Source organism: Psychrobacillus insolitus (assembly GCF_003254155.1).
Taxonomy (GTDB): domain Bacteria; phylum Bacillota; class Bacilli; order Bacillales_A; family Planococcaceae; genus Psychrobacillus; species Psychrobacillus insolitus.
This window is the reverse complement of sequence record NZ_QKZI01000003.1, coordinates 95,683-113,024: the sequence shown is the minus strand read 5'-3', so window position 1 is coordinate 113,024 and position 17,342 is coordinate 95,683. Positions and strand designations below refer to the sequence as shown.

Genomic DNA, 17,342 nt, shown 5'->3' with positions numbered 1-17,342 from the left:
GCAAGATGACTCCGCTCAGTAACCTCCACTGGAAGTGCACAACTATTGCCAATGCACATATTCTATTGTATGCTTATTGAAGAAGTTATTTTTTTTACGCAAGTGGGACTTTTTTATATATAGTGGGACAAAAACGTCTCAATAGAATAGGAAGTGACATATGGAATCTTTTCTCGCAGCACAAGTAAAGCTAATTCCTGAAATGAGTACTCTTTTACAAAAAAGATATAGTATTCTTCAAACAATCCAACTGACAAAAGGGATTGGACGACGAGTTTTAGGTGAACAATTAGGATTAACTGAGAGAGATATAAGAAAAGAAATAGATGCATTAAGAAATCAAGGATTAATAGATGTGTCAAGAGATGGAGCAGCTATAACTCCAGAAGGTACACAAGTGTTAATAGAGCTTAAAGAGTTAGTAAGAGAATGGTCAGGTAGGCTCCAAAAAGAACAACAACTTGCAAAAAAACTAGGTATTAAAGAAGTGATAATCGTACCTGGAAATGCAGATCATGATGAAAATACACAAATGCTTTTGTCACAAGAAGCAGCTAAATATTTGGAAAGTATTTTGACGGACGATAAGGTCATCGCTGTAACGGGTGGAACAACAATTGCTTCCATTTCAAACTTTATACATGATACAACGAAGTGGAAAAACTTGATGTTTATCGCGGCAAGAGGTGGCGTTGGTAAAGACGTTCGTTTACAAGCAAATACAATTGCTTCCCTTTTTTCAGATAAAATGAATGGTTCATATCGAACGTTGTATATGCCGGATAGTTTGAGCGAAGACGCGTACACTACGATGAAGAAAGAACCTTTTATCCAAGAAATGATGGATTTATATGAAAGAACAAATATTATCATACACGGTATTGGTGATGCATTTGAAATGGCAAGAAGAAGAAATTCAAACGATGAGGAAATGCAACTCATAAAAGAAGCAGGTTCTGTAAGCGAAGCATTCGGTTATTATTTTAACGATGCCGGAGAAGCAGTACACCGCATTCGAACAATCGGCGTTCAATTGAAACAATTAATGAACATCGAATATTTACTAGCAGTTGCTGGTGGAACTGCAAAGGCCAAAGCACTTATATCATATTTTAAACAAGCACCAGCCCAAACAGTATTAGTTACGGATGAAGGCGCAGCAAATGAAATATTACACATTCTATCACAAACACCCTAGGAGGAATTTAAGATGACAGTAAAAATAGCGATTAACGGATTTGGACGTATTGGACGTAAAGTATTCAGAGAAGCATTAGAGGTAAAGGAATTTGAAGTTGTAGCAATCAATGATTTAACGGATGCGGCAATGCTTGCACATCTATTGAAATATGACTCAGTTCATGGAATTTTTAATGCAGAGGTGTCATCAGAAGGTGACTTCCTAATAGTGAATGGAAAGAGAATTCTAGTTTCTGCTGAAAAAGATCCTTCTGTTTTACCTTGGAAAGAGCATAAAATTGATATCGTGATAGAGTGTACAGGAATATTCAATACAATTGAAAAAGCAAGTAAACATATTGAAGCTGGAGCCAAAAAAGTAATTCTTTCTTCACCAGCAAAAGATGGTATGCCGACATTTGTAATGGGTGTAAACCATGAAAGTTATAATCCTGAAACAGACCATATTGTATCCAACGCTTCATGTACAACAAACTGTTTAGCTCCTGTGGCTAAAGTATTGCAAGATCAGTTTGGTATAAAACGTGGAATGATGACAACTATTCACTCGTACACAAACGATCAACGCATTTTAGATTTACCACATAGTGATTATCGTCGTGCTCGTGCAGCAGCGGAGTCTATGATTCCAACTACGACTGGGGCAGCTTTAGCAGTAGCGAAAGTACTTCCTGTATTAAAAGGAAAATTAGATGGTATGGCTGTTCGAGTACCAACACCGAATGTATCTCTAGTTGATTTAGTTGCTGAGCTTGAAAAAGATGTAACAGTAGAAGAGTTGAATACAGCATTAAAACATGCATCTGAAAATGAATTAAAAGGAATCTTGTCTTACAATGAAATTCCATTAGTATCTATCGACTATAATGGAAACACTGCTTCTTCTACTGTAGATGGCTTATCTACAATGGTTTTAGGAGATAATATGGTGAAAGTACTATCTTGGTATGACAATGAATCAGGATATTCTGCACGATGTATTGATCTTGCTCTGCACATGATTAAAAAGGGTCTGTAATTATAATAGCGTGAATGTTAAATAACCTCTATAATATAAAAAGGATAAAAGGAGCAAGGGTTATCCCTTCGCTCCTTATTTTTTTTATACATAAGGAGGCTTAATCTCATGAATGCGAAACAAACGATGAGCGATATAGCACTACAAGGAAAACGAGTATTTTGTCGAGTAGATTTTAATGTACCAATGGAAGACGGAGCGATTACAGATGAAACACGTATTCGTGCAGCGTTACCAACGATTAATTATTTGATTGAACAAGGCGCTAAAGTAATTCTTGCCAGTCATATGGGAAGACCAAAAGGCGAAGTGAAGGAAGAACTTCGTTTGACTAAAGTGGGGAAACGTGTAGCTGCCCTATTAAATAAAGAAGTAAAGAAACTAGATGTATCCATTGGTTCAGAAGTGGAACAAGCTGTTAATGAGATGAAAGACGGAGATGTCATTCTATTAGAAAATGTCCGCTTCCATCCTGGAGAAGAAAAAAATGATCCGGAACTTGCAAAAGCATTTGCAAAACTAGCTGATGTGTATGTGAATGATGCATTTGGAACTGCACATCGTGCGCATGTATCAACGGAAGGAATTGCTGAATTACTTCCAGCAGTTTCTGGGTTTTTACTGGAAAAAGAACTAAATGTTTTAGGAAAAGCTTTAGCAAATCCAGAACGCCCATTTACGGCAATTATCGGTGGTTCAAAAGTAAAAGATAAAATTGGTATTATCGAACATTTATTGGATAGCGTAGATAATATCTTAATCGGTGGAGGCTTATCGTATACATTCTCCAAAGCACAAGGACATGCTATTGGTAAATCGCTTGTCGAAGAGGATAAAATCGAGCTAGCGGCGTCATTTATTGAAAAAGCAAAAGAAAAAGGTGTTAATTTTTACTTGCCAATCGATGCGGTTATAGCGGACGATTTTTCAAAAGATGCAAATATAAAAGTGGTAGACATCGACCAAATTCCATCGGACTGGATGGGGCTTGATATTGGACCAAAAACTGCTGCTTTGTATGCAGATGTCATTAAAGATAGCAAGCTAATCATTTGGAATGGACCTATGGGTGTATTTGAAATGGAAGTATTCTCCAAAGGGACAAGAGGCGTTGCAGATGCAATGGCACAAACAGATGGTTACACAATTATCGGTGGTGGAGATTCAGCAGCAGCTGTAGAAAAATTCGAAGTTGCAGATAAAATGAATCATATTTCAACTGGTGGAGGAGCTTCTCTAGAGTTTATGGAAGGCAAAGATTTACCAGGAGTATCTGCTTTAAACGATAAGTAAGGAGGAGTTTCGTATGCGCAAACCTATAATTGCAGGGAATTGGAAAATGTACAAAACACTTGCAGAGGCGGAAGATTTCGTTGCCAAGTTAAAAGAAAAACAAGTAGATCATAACAAGGTGGAAACAGTAATCTGTGCACCTGCATTATTTTTAAATCAACTTGTACAAGCGTCAAAAGGAACATTTATCTCGATTGGTGCACAAACAATGCACGAAGAAAAAGAAGGCGCTTTTACAGGTGAGATTAGTGGGCATCAATTACAAGACCTTGGTGTTAACTATGTTGTGATTGGTCATTCAGAGCGTCGTCAATATTTCAATGAAACAGATGACGCTGTAAACAAAAAAGTGCAAGCTGCTTTTGATTATCAATTAACGCCAATTATTTGTGTTGGAGAAACATTAGAACAACGCGAGCAAAATGAAACAGAAAATATTGTTTCCAATCAAGTCATGGCCGCTTTAGAAGGAGTTTCAGAAGAAAATGTGAAAAATTCTATTATTGCATATGAACCAATCTGGGCAATCGGTACAGGGAAAACTGCTACAGCAGATGATGCAAATGATGTATGCCAAGCAATTCGTGAAACGATTCTTGACGGTTTCGGAGAAGAAGTTGCAAGCAGTGTTCGCATTCAATATGGTGGAAGTGTGAACCCTGGAAATATTGAAGAGCTATTATCAAAAGAACATATTGATGGTGCTTTAGTAGGCGGAGCAAGTCTACAAGTAGAATCATTTGTAAAACTTTTGGAGGTAGCGGAAAATGTCTAAAAGTCCAGTAGCTTTAATCATATTAGATGGATTTGGGTTGCGTCATGAAGTGTACGGAAATGCAGTTGCACAAGCGAAGAAGCCTAATTTTGATCGCTATTGGAATACGTTTCCGAATGCTACACTCATTGCATCTGGGGAATCTGTAGGCTTACCAAATGGGCAAATGGGTAACTCAGAAGTAGGACATTTGAATATAGGTGCAGGTCGAGTTGTGTATCAAAATTTGACACGTATTCATAAATCGATTCGTGATGAGGAATTCTTTTTAGAGCCGAAACTTCTTTCTGCTATTGAGCATGTGAAGCAAACAGGTGGGAAATTACACTTGATGGGATTGCTTTCTGATGGAGGAGTTCATAGTCATTATTCGCATTTATTTGCTTTATTGAAATTAGCAAAGGCACAAGGATTAGAAGAAGTATTTGTTCATGGCTTTTTAGATGGACGTGATGTTGGACCCCGCACGTCCATTGGCTATATAGAAGAAACAGAAAAACAAATGAAAGACATCGGTGTAGGTAAGTTTGCTTCTATTAGTGGACGTTACTATGCAATGGACCGTGATCGTCGTTGGGATCGTGTGGAGCTTGCATACAGTGCACTTGTGGACGGAGTGGGGCGGACTGCAGAATCTGCAACAGCTGGAATCCTTGCTTCTTATGAAGAAGATGTAGTAGATGAATTTGTCCTTCCATTTGTTATAGAAGATAGTGCAAAACCAGCTGTTACGATTGATACTGGGGATGCAGTTATTTTCTTTAACTTCCGACCAGATCGTTCGATTCAATTATCAATGGCGTTAAATACTCCATCGTTTGATAGCTTCACATTAAGTGAGAAACATCCTACGAATTTGAAATTTATTTCGTTCACACATTATAGTGATGAAGTTGTGTCAGATGTTGTGTTTGAAAAAGAAAACTTGTTTAATACAGTTGGAGAAGTGTTAGCGGATAATGGGAAAACACAACTTCGAATTGCAGAGACTGAAAAATATCCACATGTGACATTTTTCATGAGTGGTGGCCGCGAAGAAAAATTTCCGGGAGAAGAGCGTATTTTGATCAATTCTCCAAAAGTCGCAACGTATGATTTGCAACCAGAAATGAGTGCATATGAAGTAACGGAAGCGCTTTTAACGGAGGTTAATAATGATAAATTTGATGCCATCATTTTAAATTTCGCAAATCCTGATATGGTTGGCCACAGTGGAATGCTTGCTCCTACTATTAAAGCGATTGAAACGGTGGATGAATGTCTAGGGAAAATCGTGGATGCTATTATTGCCAAAGGTGGACAAGCGATTATTACAGCGGACCACGGAAATTCAGATGAGGTAATGACGATGGAAGGTCAACCAATGACTGCCCACACAACGAACCCAGTTCCAGTAATCGTGACGAAAAAAAATATTTTCCTTCGAAGTGATGGAATTTTAGCCGATTTAGCACCAACCATGTTACACTTATTAGGTATAAATACACCGCCTGAAATGACAGGTAATACACTAATCGAAACGGAGAGTTAAAAATGCCAATTATTACACAAGTACAAGCTCGTGAAGTATTAGATTCACGTGGGAATCCGACAGTAGAAGTAGAAGTTTTCACAGAAAGCGGTGCGTTTGGTCGCGCGATCGTTCCATCTGGTGCATCTACTGGTGAATATGAAGCAGTAGAACTTCGAGATGGTGATAAAGCAAGATACCTAGGTAAGGGTGTTTTAAAAGCGGTTGACAATGTAAATACTATTATTGCAGAAGAGTTAGAAGAAAACTTTTCAGTATTAGATCAAGTATTAATTGATCATGCAATGATTGAATTAGATGGTACAGAAAACAAAGCAAATCTTGGAGCGAACGCAATTCTAGGTGTTTCCATTGCTGTTGCACATGCAGCTGCAGACTACTTAGATATTCCGCTATATCAGTATCTGGGTGGGTTTAATGCGAAACAACTTCCAGTTCCAATGATGAACATTTTAAATGGTGGAGAACATGCGGATAATAACGTAGATATCCAAGAATTTATGGTTATGCCAGTTGGAGCAGAATCATTCCGTCATGCACTTCGCATGGGCACTGAAGTTTTCCATAGCTTAAAATCAGTGTTAAAAGAAGCTGGTCTAAACACAGCTGTTGGGGATGAAGGTGGATTTGCACCGAACTTGAAATCAAACGAAGAAGCACTTTCAACAATTATGACAGCTATTGAAAAAGCAGGATACAAACCTGGTGAAGACATACTTTTAGCAATGGATGTAGCATCATCTGAGTTATTTAACAAAGAAGATGGTAAATACCATCTAACTGGTGAAGGTGTTGTTAAAACGTCTGAAGAAATGGTTGCTTGGTACGAAGAGCTTTGCGAAAAATACCCAATTATCTCGATTGAAGATGGTCTAGATGAAAACGATTGGGCAGGTCATAAATTATTGACAGACCGTTTAGGTAAAAAAGTACAATTAGTTGGAGACGATTTATTCGTAACAAATACGAAGAAATTGGCACAAGGAATTGAACAAGGTGTTGGAAACTCTATCCTTGTGAAAGTAAACCAAATTGGTACATTGACAGAAACATTTGATGCTATCGAAATGGCGAAACGTGCTGGATATACAGCAGTAATTTCTCATCGTTCTGGTGAATCTGAAGATGTAACAATTGCTGATATCGCAGTTGCAACAAACGCTGGTCAAATCAAAACAGGTGCACCATCTCGTTCAGATCGTGTAGCTAAATACAATCAATTACTTCGTATTGAAGATCAGTTATATGATAGTGCTCAATACTTAGGGAAAAATACATTTTATAACTTAAAATAAGTGCTAGAAAAACAGTCAGTGATTCTCACTGGCTGTTTTTTTACAACTATTTATAGGCTCGGTAGTTGTCATCGTTGATATTTTTTGGTAAAATTATATATATTGTGAACGTTCATATCAGGAGGTGGAACAAATGCATGCGTTGTTAATGATTTTACTAGTCATCGTATCGCTCGCATTAATCGTTGTTGTGTTGTTACAATCAGGGAAGAGTGCTGGTTTATCGGGAGCAATCTCTGGTGGGGCTGAACAACTTTTTGGAAAACAAAAAGCTCGAGGTATGGACCTTATTTTACATAGAGTGACGATTGTACTTGCCGTGATATTCTTTTTACTTACTATTATTGTTACTAAATTTTAAACAAATCCGAATGAACCGCCTGACCGACTTCTGATTGGTTAGGCGTTTTCTTTTAACTTAAAGCATTCATTCATATATACATAACAAAGTCTAGTTGTTCTAGAGTGGAGGATTTTTTCATGCTGATAAAAACGACAAAACCTTTTTTCTTTGAGGCAGGAAAGCGGGCAGTATTGCTTCTCCATGGATTTACAGGGAATTCGTCCGATGTTCGAATGCTTGGGCGTTTTTTAGAGAAAAATGGCTATACATCTTTGGCACCACATTACAAAGGTCACGGTGTGCCACCAGAAGAACTAGTGAAGACTGGTCCAACTGATTGGTGGCAAGATGTAGAAGATGGTTATGAACAATTGAAAACTGCAGGATATGATGAAATTGCTGTTGCTGGGCTTTCACTTGGTGGTGTATTTTCATTGAAATTAGGGTATACAAAACCTATTAAAGGTATTGTAACGATGTGCTCACCCATGACGATGAAAACAACGGATGTGATGTTCGAAGGTATAATAAAATATGCAAGAGAATATAAAAAGTATGAAGGAAAAACAGAGCAACAAATCGAAGAAGAAGTAGAGGCAATTAGACAAACTCCAATGGAAACCTTATCGGAGTTAAGAGAATTTGTTTATACGGTTCGAGAAAATGTGGATCATATTTATGCTCCACTTTTAGTAACACAAGGTAGAAAAGATAAAGTTATTGATATTGAGTCTGCTAACTTTATTTATAAACAAGCAGAGTCTATGGAAAAGAAATTGAATTGGTATGAAAACTCTGGCCATGTTATAACACTAGGTTCTGAAAAAGAACAGCTGAACAAAGATATATTAAACTTTTTAGAGGCATTGGAATGGAATGAGTAAAATGCACCAATTGTGCACACGCTAAAAAAGGAGGGATGTTACATGGAAAATATGAAAGAAAAACTACTTGAATTAATGAAAACAGATGAATATAAACCATTAACAACAAAAGAACTGGAAGAACATTTCGGTTTAGTAGAGTCAGAAGATTTTAAAGTGTTAGTGAAAACACTTGTTCAAATGGAAGAAAAAGGGCAGGTTGTGCGCTCTAGATCGAATCGCTATGGTACTCCAGCAACAATGAACCTAGTATCAGGAAAGTTCATCGGGCATGCAAAAGGCTTTGGCTTTGTTGCACAAGATGAAGCTGGATTAGATGATGTCTTTATACCACCGAATGAGGTAAACGGAGCAGTAAACGGGGACAAAGTACTTGTCCGTATTTCTAGAGAAACATCCGGAGATCGTCAAGAGGGAACTATTATCAAAATAACAGAACGTGGTACTACTAAAGTTGTTGGGACATTCCAAGACAATAAAGGATTCGGGTTCGTTATTCCGGATGATAAAAAGGTACCGATGGATGTATTCATTGCAAAAGGCGATACGCTTGGAGCAATTGAAGGACATAAAGTAGTTGTTGAAATTACTGAATGGCCGAATGAAAGAAAATCTGCTACAGGGATTGTTTCTCAAATTCTTGGACATAAAAATGATCCAGGTGTGGACATTTTATCGATTATTCATAAGCATGGAATTTCAATTGATTTCCCTGAAGATGTGATTAAACAAGCAGAAGCTGTGCCGGATCAAATTGAACCAAGTGATTTAGAAAATCGCAGAGATTTGCGTGAAGAAGTAATTGTAACGATTGATGGAGCAGACGCGAAGGATTTAGATGATGCTGTTACAGTAACTAAGAATTCAGATGGTACATTTAAACTAGGGGTACATATTGCAGATGTTAGTCACTATGTTACAGAGGGCTCTCCACTAGATACAGAAGCTTATGACCGTGGTACGAGTGTCTATTTAGCAGACCGTGTAATTCCAATGATTCCGCACCGTTTGTCTAATGGTATTTGTTCATTAAATCCAAATGTGGACCGTTTAACATTATCATGTGAAATGAATATCAATGGTTCTGGTATCGTAACATCGCATGAGATTTTCCAAAGTGTGATTCGGACAACTGAACGTATGACGTATACGGATGTATTTAAAATAGTGGAAGAAAAAGATGCAGCGTTAATCGAGCGATACAAGCCATTAGTGCCGATGTTTGAAACGATGGCAGAGCTAGCTGAGGTATTAAGAAAGAAACGTGAAGAACGTGGAGCGATTGATTTCGATTTCCCAGAAGCTAAAATAATCGTGGATGAAAGCGGCTGGCCTATAGATGTCGTAACCCGTGATCGTACAGTTGCTGAACGTTTAATCGAAGAATTTATGTTAGCTGCGAATGAAACAGTAGCGGAACATTTCAAATGGATGGACGTTCCATTTATATATCGTATTCATGAAGATCCAAAACCTGAAAAACTAGAACGCTTCTTTAACTTCTTAACGAATTTTGGAATAGTAGTTAAAGGAACTGGAAATGAAATTCATCCAAAAGCATTACAAGAAATTATCGAAAACATTGAAGGTATGCCAGAAGAACCTGTTATTTCTACAATGCTTTTACGTTCATTGCAACAAGCAAAATATTATTCGGAATGCTTAGGACATTTTGGTCTATCAACCGATTTTTATACGCATTTCACATCACCAATCCGTCGTTACCCAGATTTAATCGTCCACCGACTAATTCGTACGTATTTAGTTAACGAAGATGTGTCACAAGCAACGATTAATCATTGGGGCGCAATTATGGATGATATCGCAGAGCACACGTCTAAACGTGAACGACGCGCTGTTGATGCAGAGCGTGATACAGATGCACTGAAAAAAGCTCAGTTTATGGCTGATAAAATCGGTGATGAGTTCGAGGGTATTGTTAGTTCTGTAACGAACTTTGGTTTATTCATTGAATTGCCTAATACAATTGAAGGTCTTGTACATGTGACGAACATGACAGATGATTATTATCGTTATGATGATCGTCAAATGATGATGATCGGAGAACGTGGCGGTAAGCAATTCCGACTTGGAGATGAAGTAACAGTTCGTGTTTCTTCTGTTAAACCAGAAGAGTCAGCGATTGATTTTGAAATTGTCGGTATGACAAAATCATTCAAACGTACGAGAAAAGAAGCACCAAAAGTAATTCATGCGAAGAAAAAAGAAGGTACTGGAAGAGCGAGTTCTTCTCAGCCAGGTCCGAAAAAAGAAGTAAAACAGAAAAAGAAATTTTATGAAACAATTGCGAAAAAATCGCAAAAACGTAAAAGACCGAAGAAAAAATAGAGATGCGAGAAAGTCGCATCTCTCTAGTTTTGAGAGGTGAATGAAATGTCAAAAAAACCAGAAAATAAAATTCTTGCACAAAACAAAAAAGCAAACCATGATTACTATATCGAAGAAACAATTGAAGCTGGTATCGTGTTGCAAGGAACTGAGATTAAATCGATTCGTAATGCAAAAGTACAGCTAAAGGATGCATTCATTCGCATTCGTAATAACGAAGCGTGGATTTCGAATATGCACATTGGTACGTACGAACAAGGAAACCGTTTCAATCATGATCCTTTGCGTGCGAGAAAATTACTTTTGCATAAAAAGCAGATTAGTACATTGATTGGGGAAACAAAGCAAGATGGATACTCGATTATTCCGTTAAAAATGTATATGAAAAACGGCTTTGCGAAAGTTTTAATCGGTGTTGGTAAAGGGAAGAAAGAGTATGATAAACGCGATGTCTTGAAGAAAAAAGAAGCAAAACGTGACATGGATCGTGCATTTAAAGCGTACAATCAATAGTAACACTTGAAATTTGACCATTTTTGATGTATAATAACTAGGTAACAACAAAGCTTATTTTATTCCATACGGGGACGTTATGGATTCGACAGGGATAGTCTGAGCTTGAGTTGCGCGTCGGAGGCTCGGCTCCGTAAAAACGGAACTTATAACAACAGGCAAACAAAACAACAACCTAGCATTCGCAGCGTAAGCTCGGATCTGCTTTATCTATTCATCGCCCATGTGGCTAGATAGAGCTCAACTTTAGTGGGATACGGTAGCCAGTGCCACTTGAGCTGTCTGCAAGAGATTTTCAAGTTAGCGTACACAACGCCCGCTTGTCGGCATAGTGCTACGCGAAACCTAAATAGGCAAGATACACGCGTAGAAGCTTAAGTGTTAGAGTTTCTGGACGCGGGTTCAAATCCCGCCGTCTCCATAAAGCCATTCAATAGTTTGAATGACATTTATGAAGTTAAAAAGCTACAATTACTGAAGATAATTCAGTAATTGTAGCTTTTTTGTTTCCAAAAAATATGCCTAAAAATAGAAAATGCTCCTGTATTAGAAACATTCACGTTAATTTAAACAAACATGAATATTTAAACTTTCATGTTTGTTTCTAACACAGGGACAAAACACTCAAATCCCGCCGTCTCCATAAAGCCATTCAATAGTTTGAATGTCATTTATGAAGTTAAAAAGCTACAATTACTGAAGATAATTCAGTGATTGTAGCTTTTTTGTTGCCAAAAAAAGATACCCCATGTTAGAAAGATTCACGTTAATTTAAACAAACATGAATATTTAAACTTTCATGTTTGTATCTAACACAGGGGCAAAACACTAATCTTCTGGTGAGACACCTGCTTCTCTAATTAATTGCTCAGTTTCTACTGCATCACTTCCAAGCCAATATCAATTAGGATAGGAAACTCATCCTTAATAAGAACCATATTTGCACTTGGAAACTTCCATTCAAAAAAGATAATACTAGATTCCCCCATAAACTATTTCCCCCTTAAAATTAAAGTCGAGCGACCGCTCAGTTAATATCGTATTACTAAAAATCCTGAATATAATAAATAGACTTGAGTATTTTGAAAATTCTGGATAGAATAAAGGGACTTGTGTATTTTAAATTTTATAGAACTTGGAGGTGGATGCGATAAAAAATATTCATAAAGGATGGTTCATCTTAATTTTGATTACATTGTGTAATTTGGCAGCTCTTGGTTTTGCACGCTTTTCCTTTGGTGCTATCCTTCCATTTATGAAAAATGGTCTAGGGTTAAATTACCAACAAACCGGATTTTTAGCGCTTTCTATCTTTTTAGGCTACCTCATTGCTGTGTTAGTCGCAGGCCACTTTGTTCTAATATTCAAAGCGAAAAAAGTAATAGTTTTTTCATTATTTCTTGTTTCAACAGGAATGGTCTTAACTGCCAGTGCTGATTCCTTTTATATCTCCTTTATCGGATGCTTCATTATCGGTGTAGCATCAGGTGGAATCTATGTTCCTTCTTTAGGTCTACTTGGTCAATGGTTTACTAATAAAAGTAAAGGAATGGCAATGGGAATAGCGATGGCTGGCTCTGGAGGTGGTATGGTTTTTAGCGGAGTTACAGTTCCTATATTAATTGCCCAAACGGGAACGAACTGATGGAGAATTAGCTGGTATATCCTTGCTATTCTCGTTCTAATCATTGCTGTTACCAATCTCCTATTTTTAAAGAATAAACCAGAAGATTTAGGGCTAAAAGCAATTTCAAGAGGGCAGGATTCTATATTGATTCAAGAATTACGTAACGCAAATTTAGATACAAATGTATACCGTAATAAAACAATGTGGTATCTAGGCTTAATCTATTCTACTTATGGTCTCAGTTATTTAGTTTTTTCTACTTTTCTCGTAGACTATCTTATTGCAGATGTGGGGTTTACGAATTCATCAGCAGGTACTTTTTTTGCGATTGCAGGAATTACTAGTATTATTAGTGGCCTTATTTGGGGAAGTCTTTCAGATCGATTTGGACGTTTGGTTACTTTAATGATTGTATTCTTTATTCAAAGTATTCTTCTTCTCACTTTTAGTTTATCAAGTAACAGTACTCTCATCCTTTTGACTACAGCTTTGTACGGTATCACGCTTTGGGCAGTTCCGACGATTATCAATGCCAGTGTAAGTGATTATATTCATCCAAAACTTACTACTATCGGAATGGGATTTGTAACCGTATTTCTAGGCATCGGGCAATTAGTTTCCCCTGCAATTATCGGTTATCTGATTGAATACTCCAATTCCTATTTTACTGCATTCCTTTTTTCTAGTATCATCGCATTATTCGGTGCGCTCGGTTGTATAAGACTTTTGCTTAATAATCGGAAACGTGCGGAACAATCTGAGTTATCGAAAATGCCCCTGTGTTAGAAACATTCACGTTAATTTAAAAAAACGTGAATATTTAAACTTTCATGTTTGCTTTTAACACAGGGACAAAACACTAAATAAGGTATATTATATTTGTTGAATAGATTCTTTTTAAAGACAAGAAAAGTAGGTGAACAAAGTGGGGAAATATCTATTTGATACCAAAGGTCAGATGGCTGTGACAAAGTATCATGAAAAAAACAAGCCTGCCAAATTTGATAAAAAGCAGCAACTTGAAAAAATACGTGCGGAGTATTTAAAAAAGAAGCAAAAACAAACAGATAAATAATATGAATGAAAACATAGGAAGACTAAAACCTCCCTATGTTTTTCTTATTCGAAGTTCTGTTTTCAATTGAGGACAAGAATTACATGAATTGAACGGAATATCCTTTTTTGAGAAACAACTAGAAACTCAATTGTATCAAGGTTGATGAGTGGGCTGTACGACATCACTTCTAAGCCGTCTCCATAAAGCTATAATTACTGAAGATAATTCAGTGATTGTAGCTTTTTTGTTACCAAAAAAAGAGACCCTATGTAAGAAAAATTCATGTTTGTTTCTTACATAAGGACAAAACGCTTGGGTGACATCATGAGATTATTGAAATTGATTTTGCTGGAGAAGGATTTAAAGGAATTAGCAATTTAACAACGCAAATTTAGGGAAAAATGGATAAAACTAAAAGTCGCTTTCATAAAGGGATGAATAAATTAGTAGCAGAGTTGGATAAAGTAAAAGAAGGAGCGGCATGAAGATATAAGTCGAGAACTTAGAGACATTAGAATGAAAGGAGTTGGCTGATATTAGAGGAATAGATATAACTAAATTAAAAGCGGAAGAAGATGCAAAACTTAAACTAAACGAAAGTATTAAAGAACTTACACAAAAGCAAAAAGTGTTGATGGAAGAGGTACAACTCTACGCTAAACTTGATGAAGCCAAAAATAGTTTATTTAATGTGATTGAAGGAAATCTCAAGATGCAAGGATTTATAGTAGATAGACAAGGAACATATAAAATACTAGCAACATATGGTAAGGCGGAGGTCAGCGCTAAATCCACTAATTATGAAGTAGATATACTTGAGGGTACTAAATTAGTTGAAACAATATTAATTTCAGAAAAAAGCAATTTAAACGCGACAACAGTAAGTTTCACATCATCACAAAAAAGTTTAGAAACAATAGAATTGGAGAATAAAATTTTAATACTTCAATCTAGTATTGATTCAATGGAAAACTTTAGTGTTTATTATCATTTGAATGAAGAGATCAAAGAAACGCCAGAAGATGTAGTAAATGCAATCTTTAAGTAAAATAATGTAGGTCACATCTAATTATTGTGGCTATTTACAGTGTAATAACAAAAAATTACAAAACTTTACAATAAAATCTGTTTCTTCTGTGTCCTTTTTGTTCTATAATTAGAAAAAGGGGAGGTGGATGAAGATGGGTGATATTATCAACGAGTGCAAACAATTAATGAACAAGTACGGTCATTTGTCTTTTGTAGAATCACTACCTGCTCTACAAAATGGTTGGTGGTCAATTGGTAATAAGCATGATTTAACAGGACCTCAAGTTTTAAATATTTATCTAGCATGGAGAGGCGAAGAAAATAAATAAACTAGAAAGTCACATCTAAGCGATGTGGCTTTTTTTTTTGTAATGAATTATTCATTGTAAAATAAATCGCTTTACTTTTTTAAAATAGTAATATAAACTTCAATAAAGTACTCTAATTAGAGTACTTTATTGAAGTTTATATTAAGAAGGGGAATACAAAATGAAATTTAAACAATTTTTAGGTTTACAAGGAGTTAAAGCGTCCATTTTTATGGGTATTTTTTATGCAGTAGCAATGTTATTGATTTTTCTAACAGGCTATTCATCTTTACCTGGCAACATGGACGAACTGAAAGTAGCAATTGTTAATGATGACGTGGGGGAAGCAGGTACACAAATCGCGGATCAGTTAAAAGAAAGCTTACCGTTCAAAATTAATACAGATTTAACAAATGAAAAGGCATTAGATAAATTAGAGGACAACAAATATGCGTTAGTAATCCATATTCCTGAAAATTTCTCTGAAAACGCACAAAAAGGGGAATCGGCTCAAATTGACTTCTCTGTCAATGAGGCATCAGCTACAATGGTTTCATCAGCAATGAAATCAGTTGTAGATGAAATTAACAACCAATTAAGCGCTAGCTTCTCAACTCAAACAGCAAAAGGTGTGTTATTGAACTTTAACCTACCAGAGGATCAAGCAGATAAAATTGCAGCTCAAATTGAAAACAGTTATGTAGGTAACTACATTATCGTGAACGATGTACCAGATGGTATGCACAACAACATGCTACCAATGTTCTTAACAATGGCTTGTTACGTTGGGGCAATGATTGCAGCAATGCAATTAGTAGGTGCCTTTAAACAAAGTCGTGGCAAAGCGTCAAAAGCAAAATTATTTACGTATGTACAAGGTTCGGCTTTAGTAATCGCAGTTGTATCAACAATCTTTGCATTATTAGTGGCATACTTAATTGCAGATATCGATTCAGGTATTTTATTTAAATTAGCAGGGCAGCAAATTTTACTATACATGGCGGCATTTAACGTGTGTGCAATCTTCACATTCTTAATCGGTGAAGCTGGTATGATCTTAAATATCCCTGTATTACTTTCACAAACAATCGCAAACGGTGCGACAATGCCTCGGGAAATGATGTACGGTTACTTCGATTTCATTAGTCATATATCACCAATGTACTATTCAGTGCAGTCGTATTATGCAGTGATGTTTGGTTCTACAGAGCAAGCACCATTCCTTTGGGGCTTAGCAGCAGTAGCGGTTGGTGCAGTGATTATCAACATATTAATCGTTACATTTGTAAACAAAAAAGTACCAGTTGAAACAACTTCAAAAGCATCAGTTGGCGTTATTACAACAGCTCAATAATAAAATAAAGATTCAATATATTACTTGCTTGAAGTTTTATTACTTCTTCTGTAAATTATTAAAGGAGGTGTAATATGTCAATCCAAATTTATATTTTAAGTAAGCTAATAGAAGAGGACAATTATCCTTATAAGTTAAAAAAGGAATTATCAGAGCCTATTCCATTTGATAAAATGGCTAATTTAACAGAAAGTAAACTATACTACCATTTTGAATCGCTTACAAAACAAGGACTAATCGAGCCACTTGAGGTCATCAAGGAAGAGAATCGTCCAGATAAACAGGTCTTTGCCATTACAGACAAGGGTCGTGAGCAGCTACCAGAGAAGATTTATCAAATGTTTGAAAAGACGAACATACTGGCGGAGATGATTGTTGGGCTGATGTTTCTACGCCATGTCGAGCAATCACGCATCATTCGTATTTTAGAGGAAAAGGTGGACTACTTACGCTCGAAGCAGTCACGATATAAGGAAATTTATGGTCAAGTTCGAGTAGATGACAACTTGCAGGAAATGCTGGAATTTTCGGAATCGTATTTATCGGACACGATTACGAAAGATATTTTTTGGTTTGAGAAGCTGATTGGAAAATTGAAGAACAGTTGTGAATAGGCATCTAGAAGGTCTGGAAGTAAAGTACACACATGCTTATATGTAACAGGGAGAGTACACTATAGTTTTTTATGTTTTGTCAATGAAGAAACCAACTATCTTCCTGTGACTGAAATGTTCCTCAATTTGTTGCTGCCACTGGGACGGTTTTT

Annotated in this window: 17 protein-coding genes and 1 other RNA gene; all 18 read left to right on the top strand. The window is 36.5% G+C overall.

The annotated features are described in order from the left end of the window. Positions 1-160 precede the first annotated feature (160 nt). The 18 genes from C7437_RS09860 (at position 161) to C7437_RS09780 (ending at position 17,190) form a co-directional block, all read left to right on the top strand. Positions 161-1,198 (top strand): sugar-binding transcriptional regulator, encoded by a 1,038-nt coding sequence (locus C7437_RS09860; RefSeq protein ID WP_111439521.1) that lies wholly within the window; start codon positions 161-163, stop codon positions 1,196-1,198. A 12-nt stretch (positions 1,199-1,210) separates the two neighbouring features. Next, on the top strand, positions 1,211-2,218 hold the full coding sequence (gene gap, locus C7437_RS09855; RefSeq protein WP_111439520.1) for a type I glyceraldehyde-3-phosphate dehydrogenase: 1,008 nt from the start codon (positions 1,211-1,213) through the stop codon (positions 2,216-2,218). Between the two features lie 108 nt (positions 2,219-2,326). Continuing rightward, the gene (locus C7437_RS09850) at positions 2,327-3,511 is read left to right on the top strand and encodes a phosphoglycerate kinase (RefSeq protein ID WP_111439519.1); all 1,185 of its coding nucleotides are present in this window, start codon (positions 2,327-2,329) and stop codon (positions 3,509-3,511) included. Between the two features lie 13 nt (positions 3,512-3,524). Next, complete coding sequence (tpiA, locus tag C7437_RS09845; RefSeq protein ID WP_111439518.1) at positions 3,525-4,286, top strand: triose-phosphate isomerase; 762 nt, start codon at positions 3,525-3,527, stop codon at positions 4,284-4,286. Continuing rightward, positions 4,279-5,817, top strand: a complete 1,539-nt coding sequence (gene gpmI / locus C7437_RS09840) for a 2,3-bisphosphoglycerate-independent phosphoglycerate mutase (protein WP_111439517.1) — start codon at positions 4,279-4,281, stop codon at positions 5,815-5,817. Before tpiA ends, gpmI begins: the two co-directional genes overlap by 8 nt. Positions 5,818-5,819: 2 nt before the next feature. Beyond that, entirely contained in the window at positions 5,820-7,112 is a 1,293-nt protein-coding gene (gene eno, locus C7437_RS09835) for a phosphopyruvate hydratase (RefSeq protein WP_111439516.1), read from the top strand. A 133-nt stretch (positions 7,113-7,245) separates the two neighbouring features. Continuing rightward, positions 7,246-7,473, top strand: coding sequence for a preprotein translocase subunit SecG (secG, locus tag C7437_RS09830; protein WP_111439515.1), 228 nt, complete (start codon positions 7,246-7,248; stop codon positions 7,471-7,473). Between the two features lie 119 nt (positions 7,474-7,592). Next, positions 7,593-8,339, top strand: coding sequence for an alpha/beta hydrolase (locus tag C7437_RS09825; RefSeq protein ID WP_111439514.1), 747 nt, complete (start codon positions 7,593-7,595; stop codon positions 8,337-8,339). A 42-nt stretch (positions 8,340-8,381) separates the two neighbouring features. After that, complete coding sequence (gene rnr, locus C7437_RS09820; RefSeq protein WP_111439513.1) at positions 8,382-10,688, top strand: ribonuclease R; 2,307 nt, start codon at positions 8,382-8,384, stop codon at positions 10,686-10,688. A 45-nt stretch (positions 10,689-10,733) separates the two neighbouring features. Then, complete coding sequence (smpB, locus tag C7437_RS09815) at positions 10,734-11,201, top strand: SsrA-binding protein SmpB (protein WP_111439512.1); 468 nt, start codon at positions 10,734-10,736, stop codon at positions 11,199-11,201. A 70-nt stretch (positions 11,202-11,271) separates the two neighbouring features. Continuing rightward, positions 11,272-11,625, top strand: a transfer-messenger RNA (tmRNA) gene (gene ssrA / locus C7437_RS09810). Positions 11,626-12,387: 762 nt separating this feature from the next. Further along, entirely contained in the window at positions 12,388-12,846 is a 459-nt protein-coding gene (locus C7437_RS09800) for an MFS transporter (RefSeq protein ID WP_170122359.1), read from the top strand. Positions 12,847-12,972: 126 nt separating this feature from the next. Further along, positions 12,973-13,614: an MFS transporter gene (locus C7437_RS09795; RefSeq protein ID WP_342767788.1), complete on the top strand. Its 642-nt coding sequence runs from the start codon at positions 12,973-12,975 to the stop codon at positions 13,612-13,614. A 139-nt stretch (positions 13,615-13,753) separates the two neighbouring features. Then, positions 13,754-13,903 (top strand): hypothetical protein, encoded by a 150-nt coding sequence (locus tag C7437_RS16975; RefSeq protein ID WP_170122358.1) that lies wholly within the window; start codon positions 13,754-13,756, stop codon positions 13,901-13,903. 508 nt (positions 13,904-14,411) lie between these two features. Then, positions 14,412-14,933 carry a hypothetical protein gene (locus C7437_RS09790; RefSeq protein WP_111439509.1) on the top strand — a complete coding sequence of 174 codons (522 nt, stop codon included), beginning with the start codon at positions 14,412-14,414 and terminating at the stop codon, positions 14,931-14,933. A gap of 133 nt (positions 14,934-15,066) precedes the next feature. After that, positions 15,067-15,243, top strand: a complete 177-nt coding sequence (locus C7437_RS16970) for a hypothetical protein (RefSeq protein ID WP_170122357.1) — start codon at positions 15,067-15,069, stop codon at positions 15,241-15,243. A 160-nt stretch (positions 15,244-15,403) separates the two neighbouring features. Continuing rightward, positions 15,404-16,576 (top strand): YhgE/Pip domain-containing protein, encoded by a 1,173-nt coding sequence (locus tag C7437_RS09785; RefSeq protein WP_111439508.1) that lies wholly within the window; start codon positions 15,404-15,406, stop codon positions 16,574-16,576. Positions 16,577-16,650: 74 nt separating this feature from the next. Then, positions 16,651-17,190, top strand: coding sequence for a PadR family transcriptional regulator (locus tag C7437_RS09780; protein ID WP_111439507.1), 540 nt, complete (start codon positions 16,651-16,653; stop codon positions 17,188-17,190). Positions 17,191-17,342 lie beyond the last annotated feature (152 nt).

Coding starts and splice junctions, on each gene's coding strand:
- gpmI (WP_111439517.1), top strand. CDS start 4,279: ATGTCTAAAAGTCCAGTAGCTTTAATCATATTAGATGGATTTGGGTTG.
- eno (WP_111439516.1), top strand. CDS start 5,820: ATGCCAATTATTACACAAGTACAAGCTCGTGAAGTATTAGATTCACGT.
- C7437_RS09850 (WP_111439519.1), top strand. CDS start 2,327: ATGAATGCGAAACAAACGATGAGCGATATAGCACTACAAGGAAAACGA.
- C7437_RS09825 (WP_111439514.1), top strand. CDS start 7,593: ATGCTGATAAAAACGACAAAACCTTTTTTCTTTGAGGCAGGAAAGCGG.
- C7437_RS09780 (WP_111439507.1), top strand. CDS start 16,651: ATGTCAATCCAAATTTATATTTTAAGTAAGCTAATAGAAGAGGACAAT.
- gap (WP_111439520.1), top strand. CDS start 1,211: ATGACAGTAAAAATAGCGATTAACGGATTTGGACGTATTGGACGTAAA.
- tpiA (WP_111439518.1), top strand. CDS start 3,525: ATGCGCAAACCTATAATTGCAGGGAATTGGAAAATGTACAAAACACTT.
- smpB (WP_111439512.1), top strand. CDS start 10,734: ATGTCAAAAAAACCAGAAAATAAAATTCTTGCACAAAACAAAAAAGCA.
- C7437_RS09860 (WP_111439521.1), top strand. CDS start 161: ATGGAATCTTTTCTCGCAGCACAAGTAAAGCTAATTCCTGAAATGAGT.
- secG (WP_111439515.1), top strand. CDS start 7,246: ATGCATGCGTTGTTAATGATTTTACTAGTCATCGTATCGCTCGCATTA.
- C7437_RS16970 (WP_170122357.1), top strand. CDS start 15,067: ATGGGTGATATTATCAACGAGTGCAAACAATTAATGAACAAGTACGGT.
- rnr (WP_111439513.1), top strand. CDS start 8,382: ATGGAAAATATGAAAGAAAAACTACTTGAATTAATGAAAACAGATGAA.
- C7437_RS09785 (WP_111439508.1), top strand. CDS start 15,404: ATGAAATTTAAACAATTTTTAGGTTTACAAGGAGTTAAAGCGTCCATT.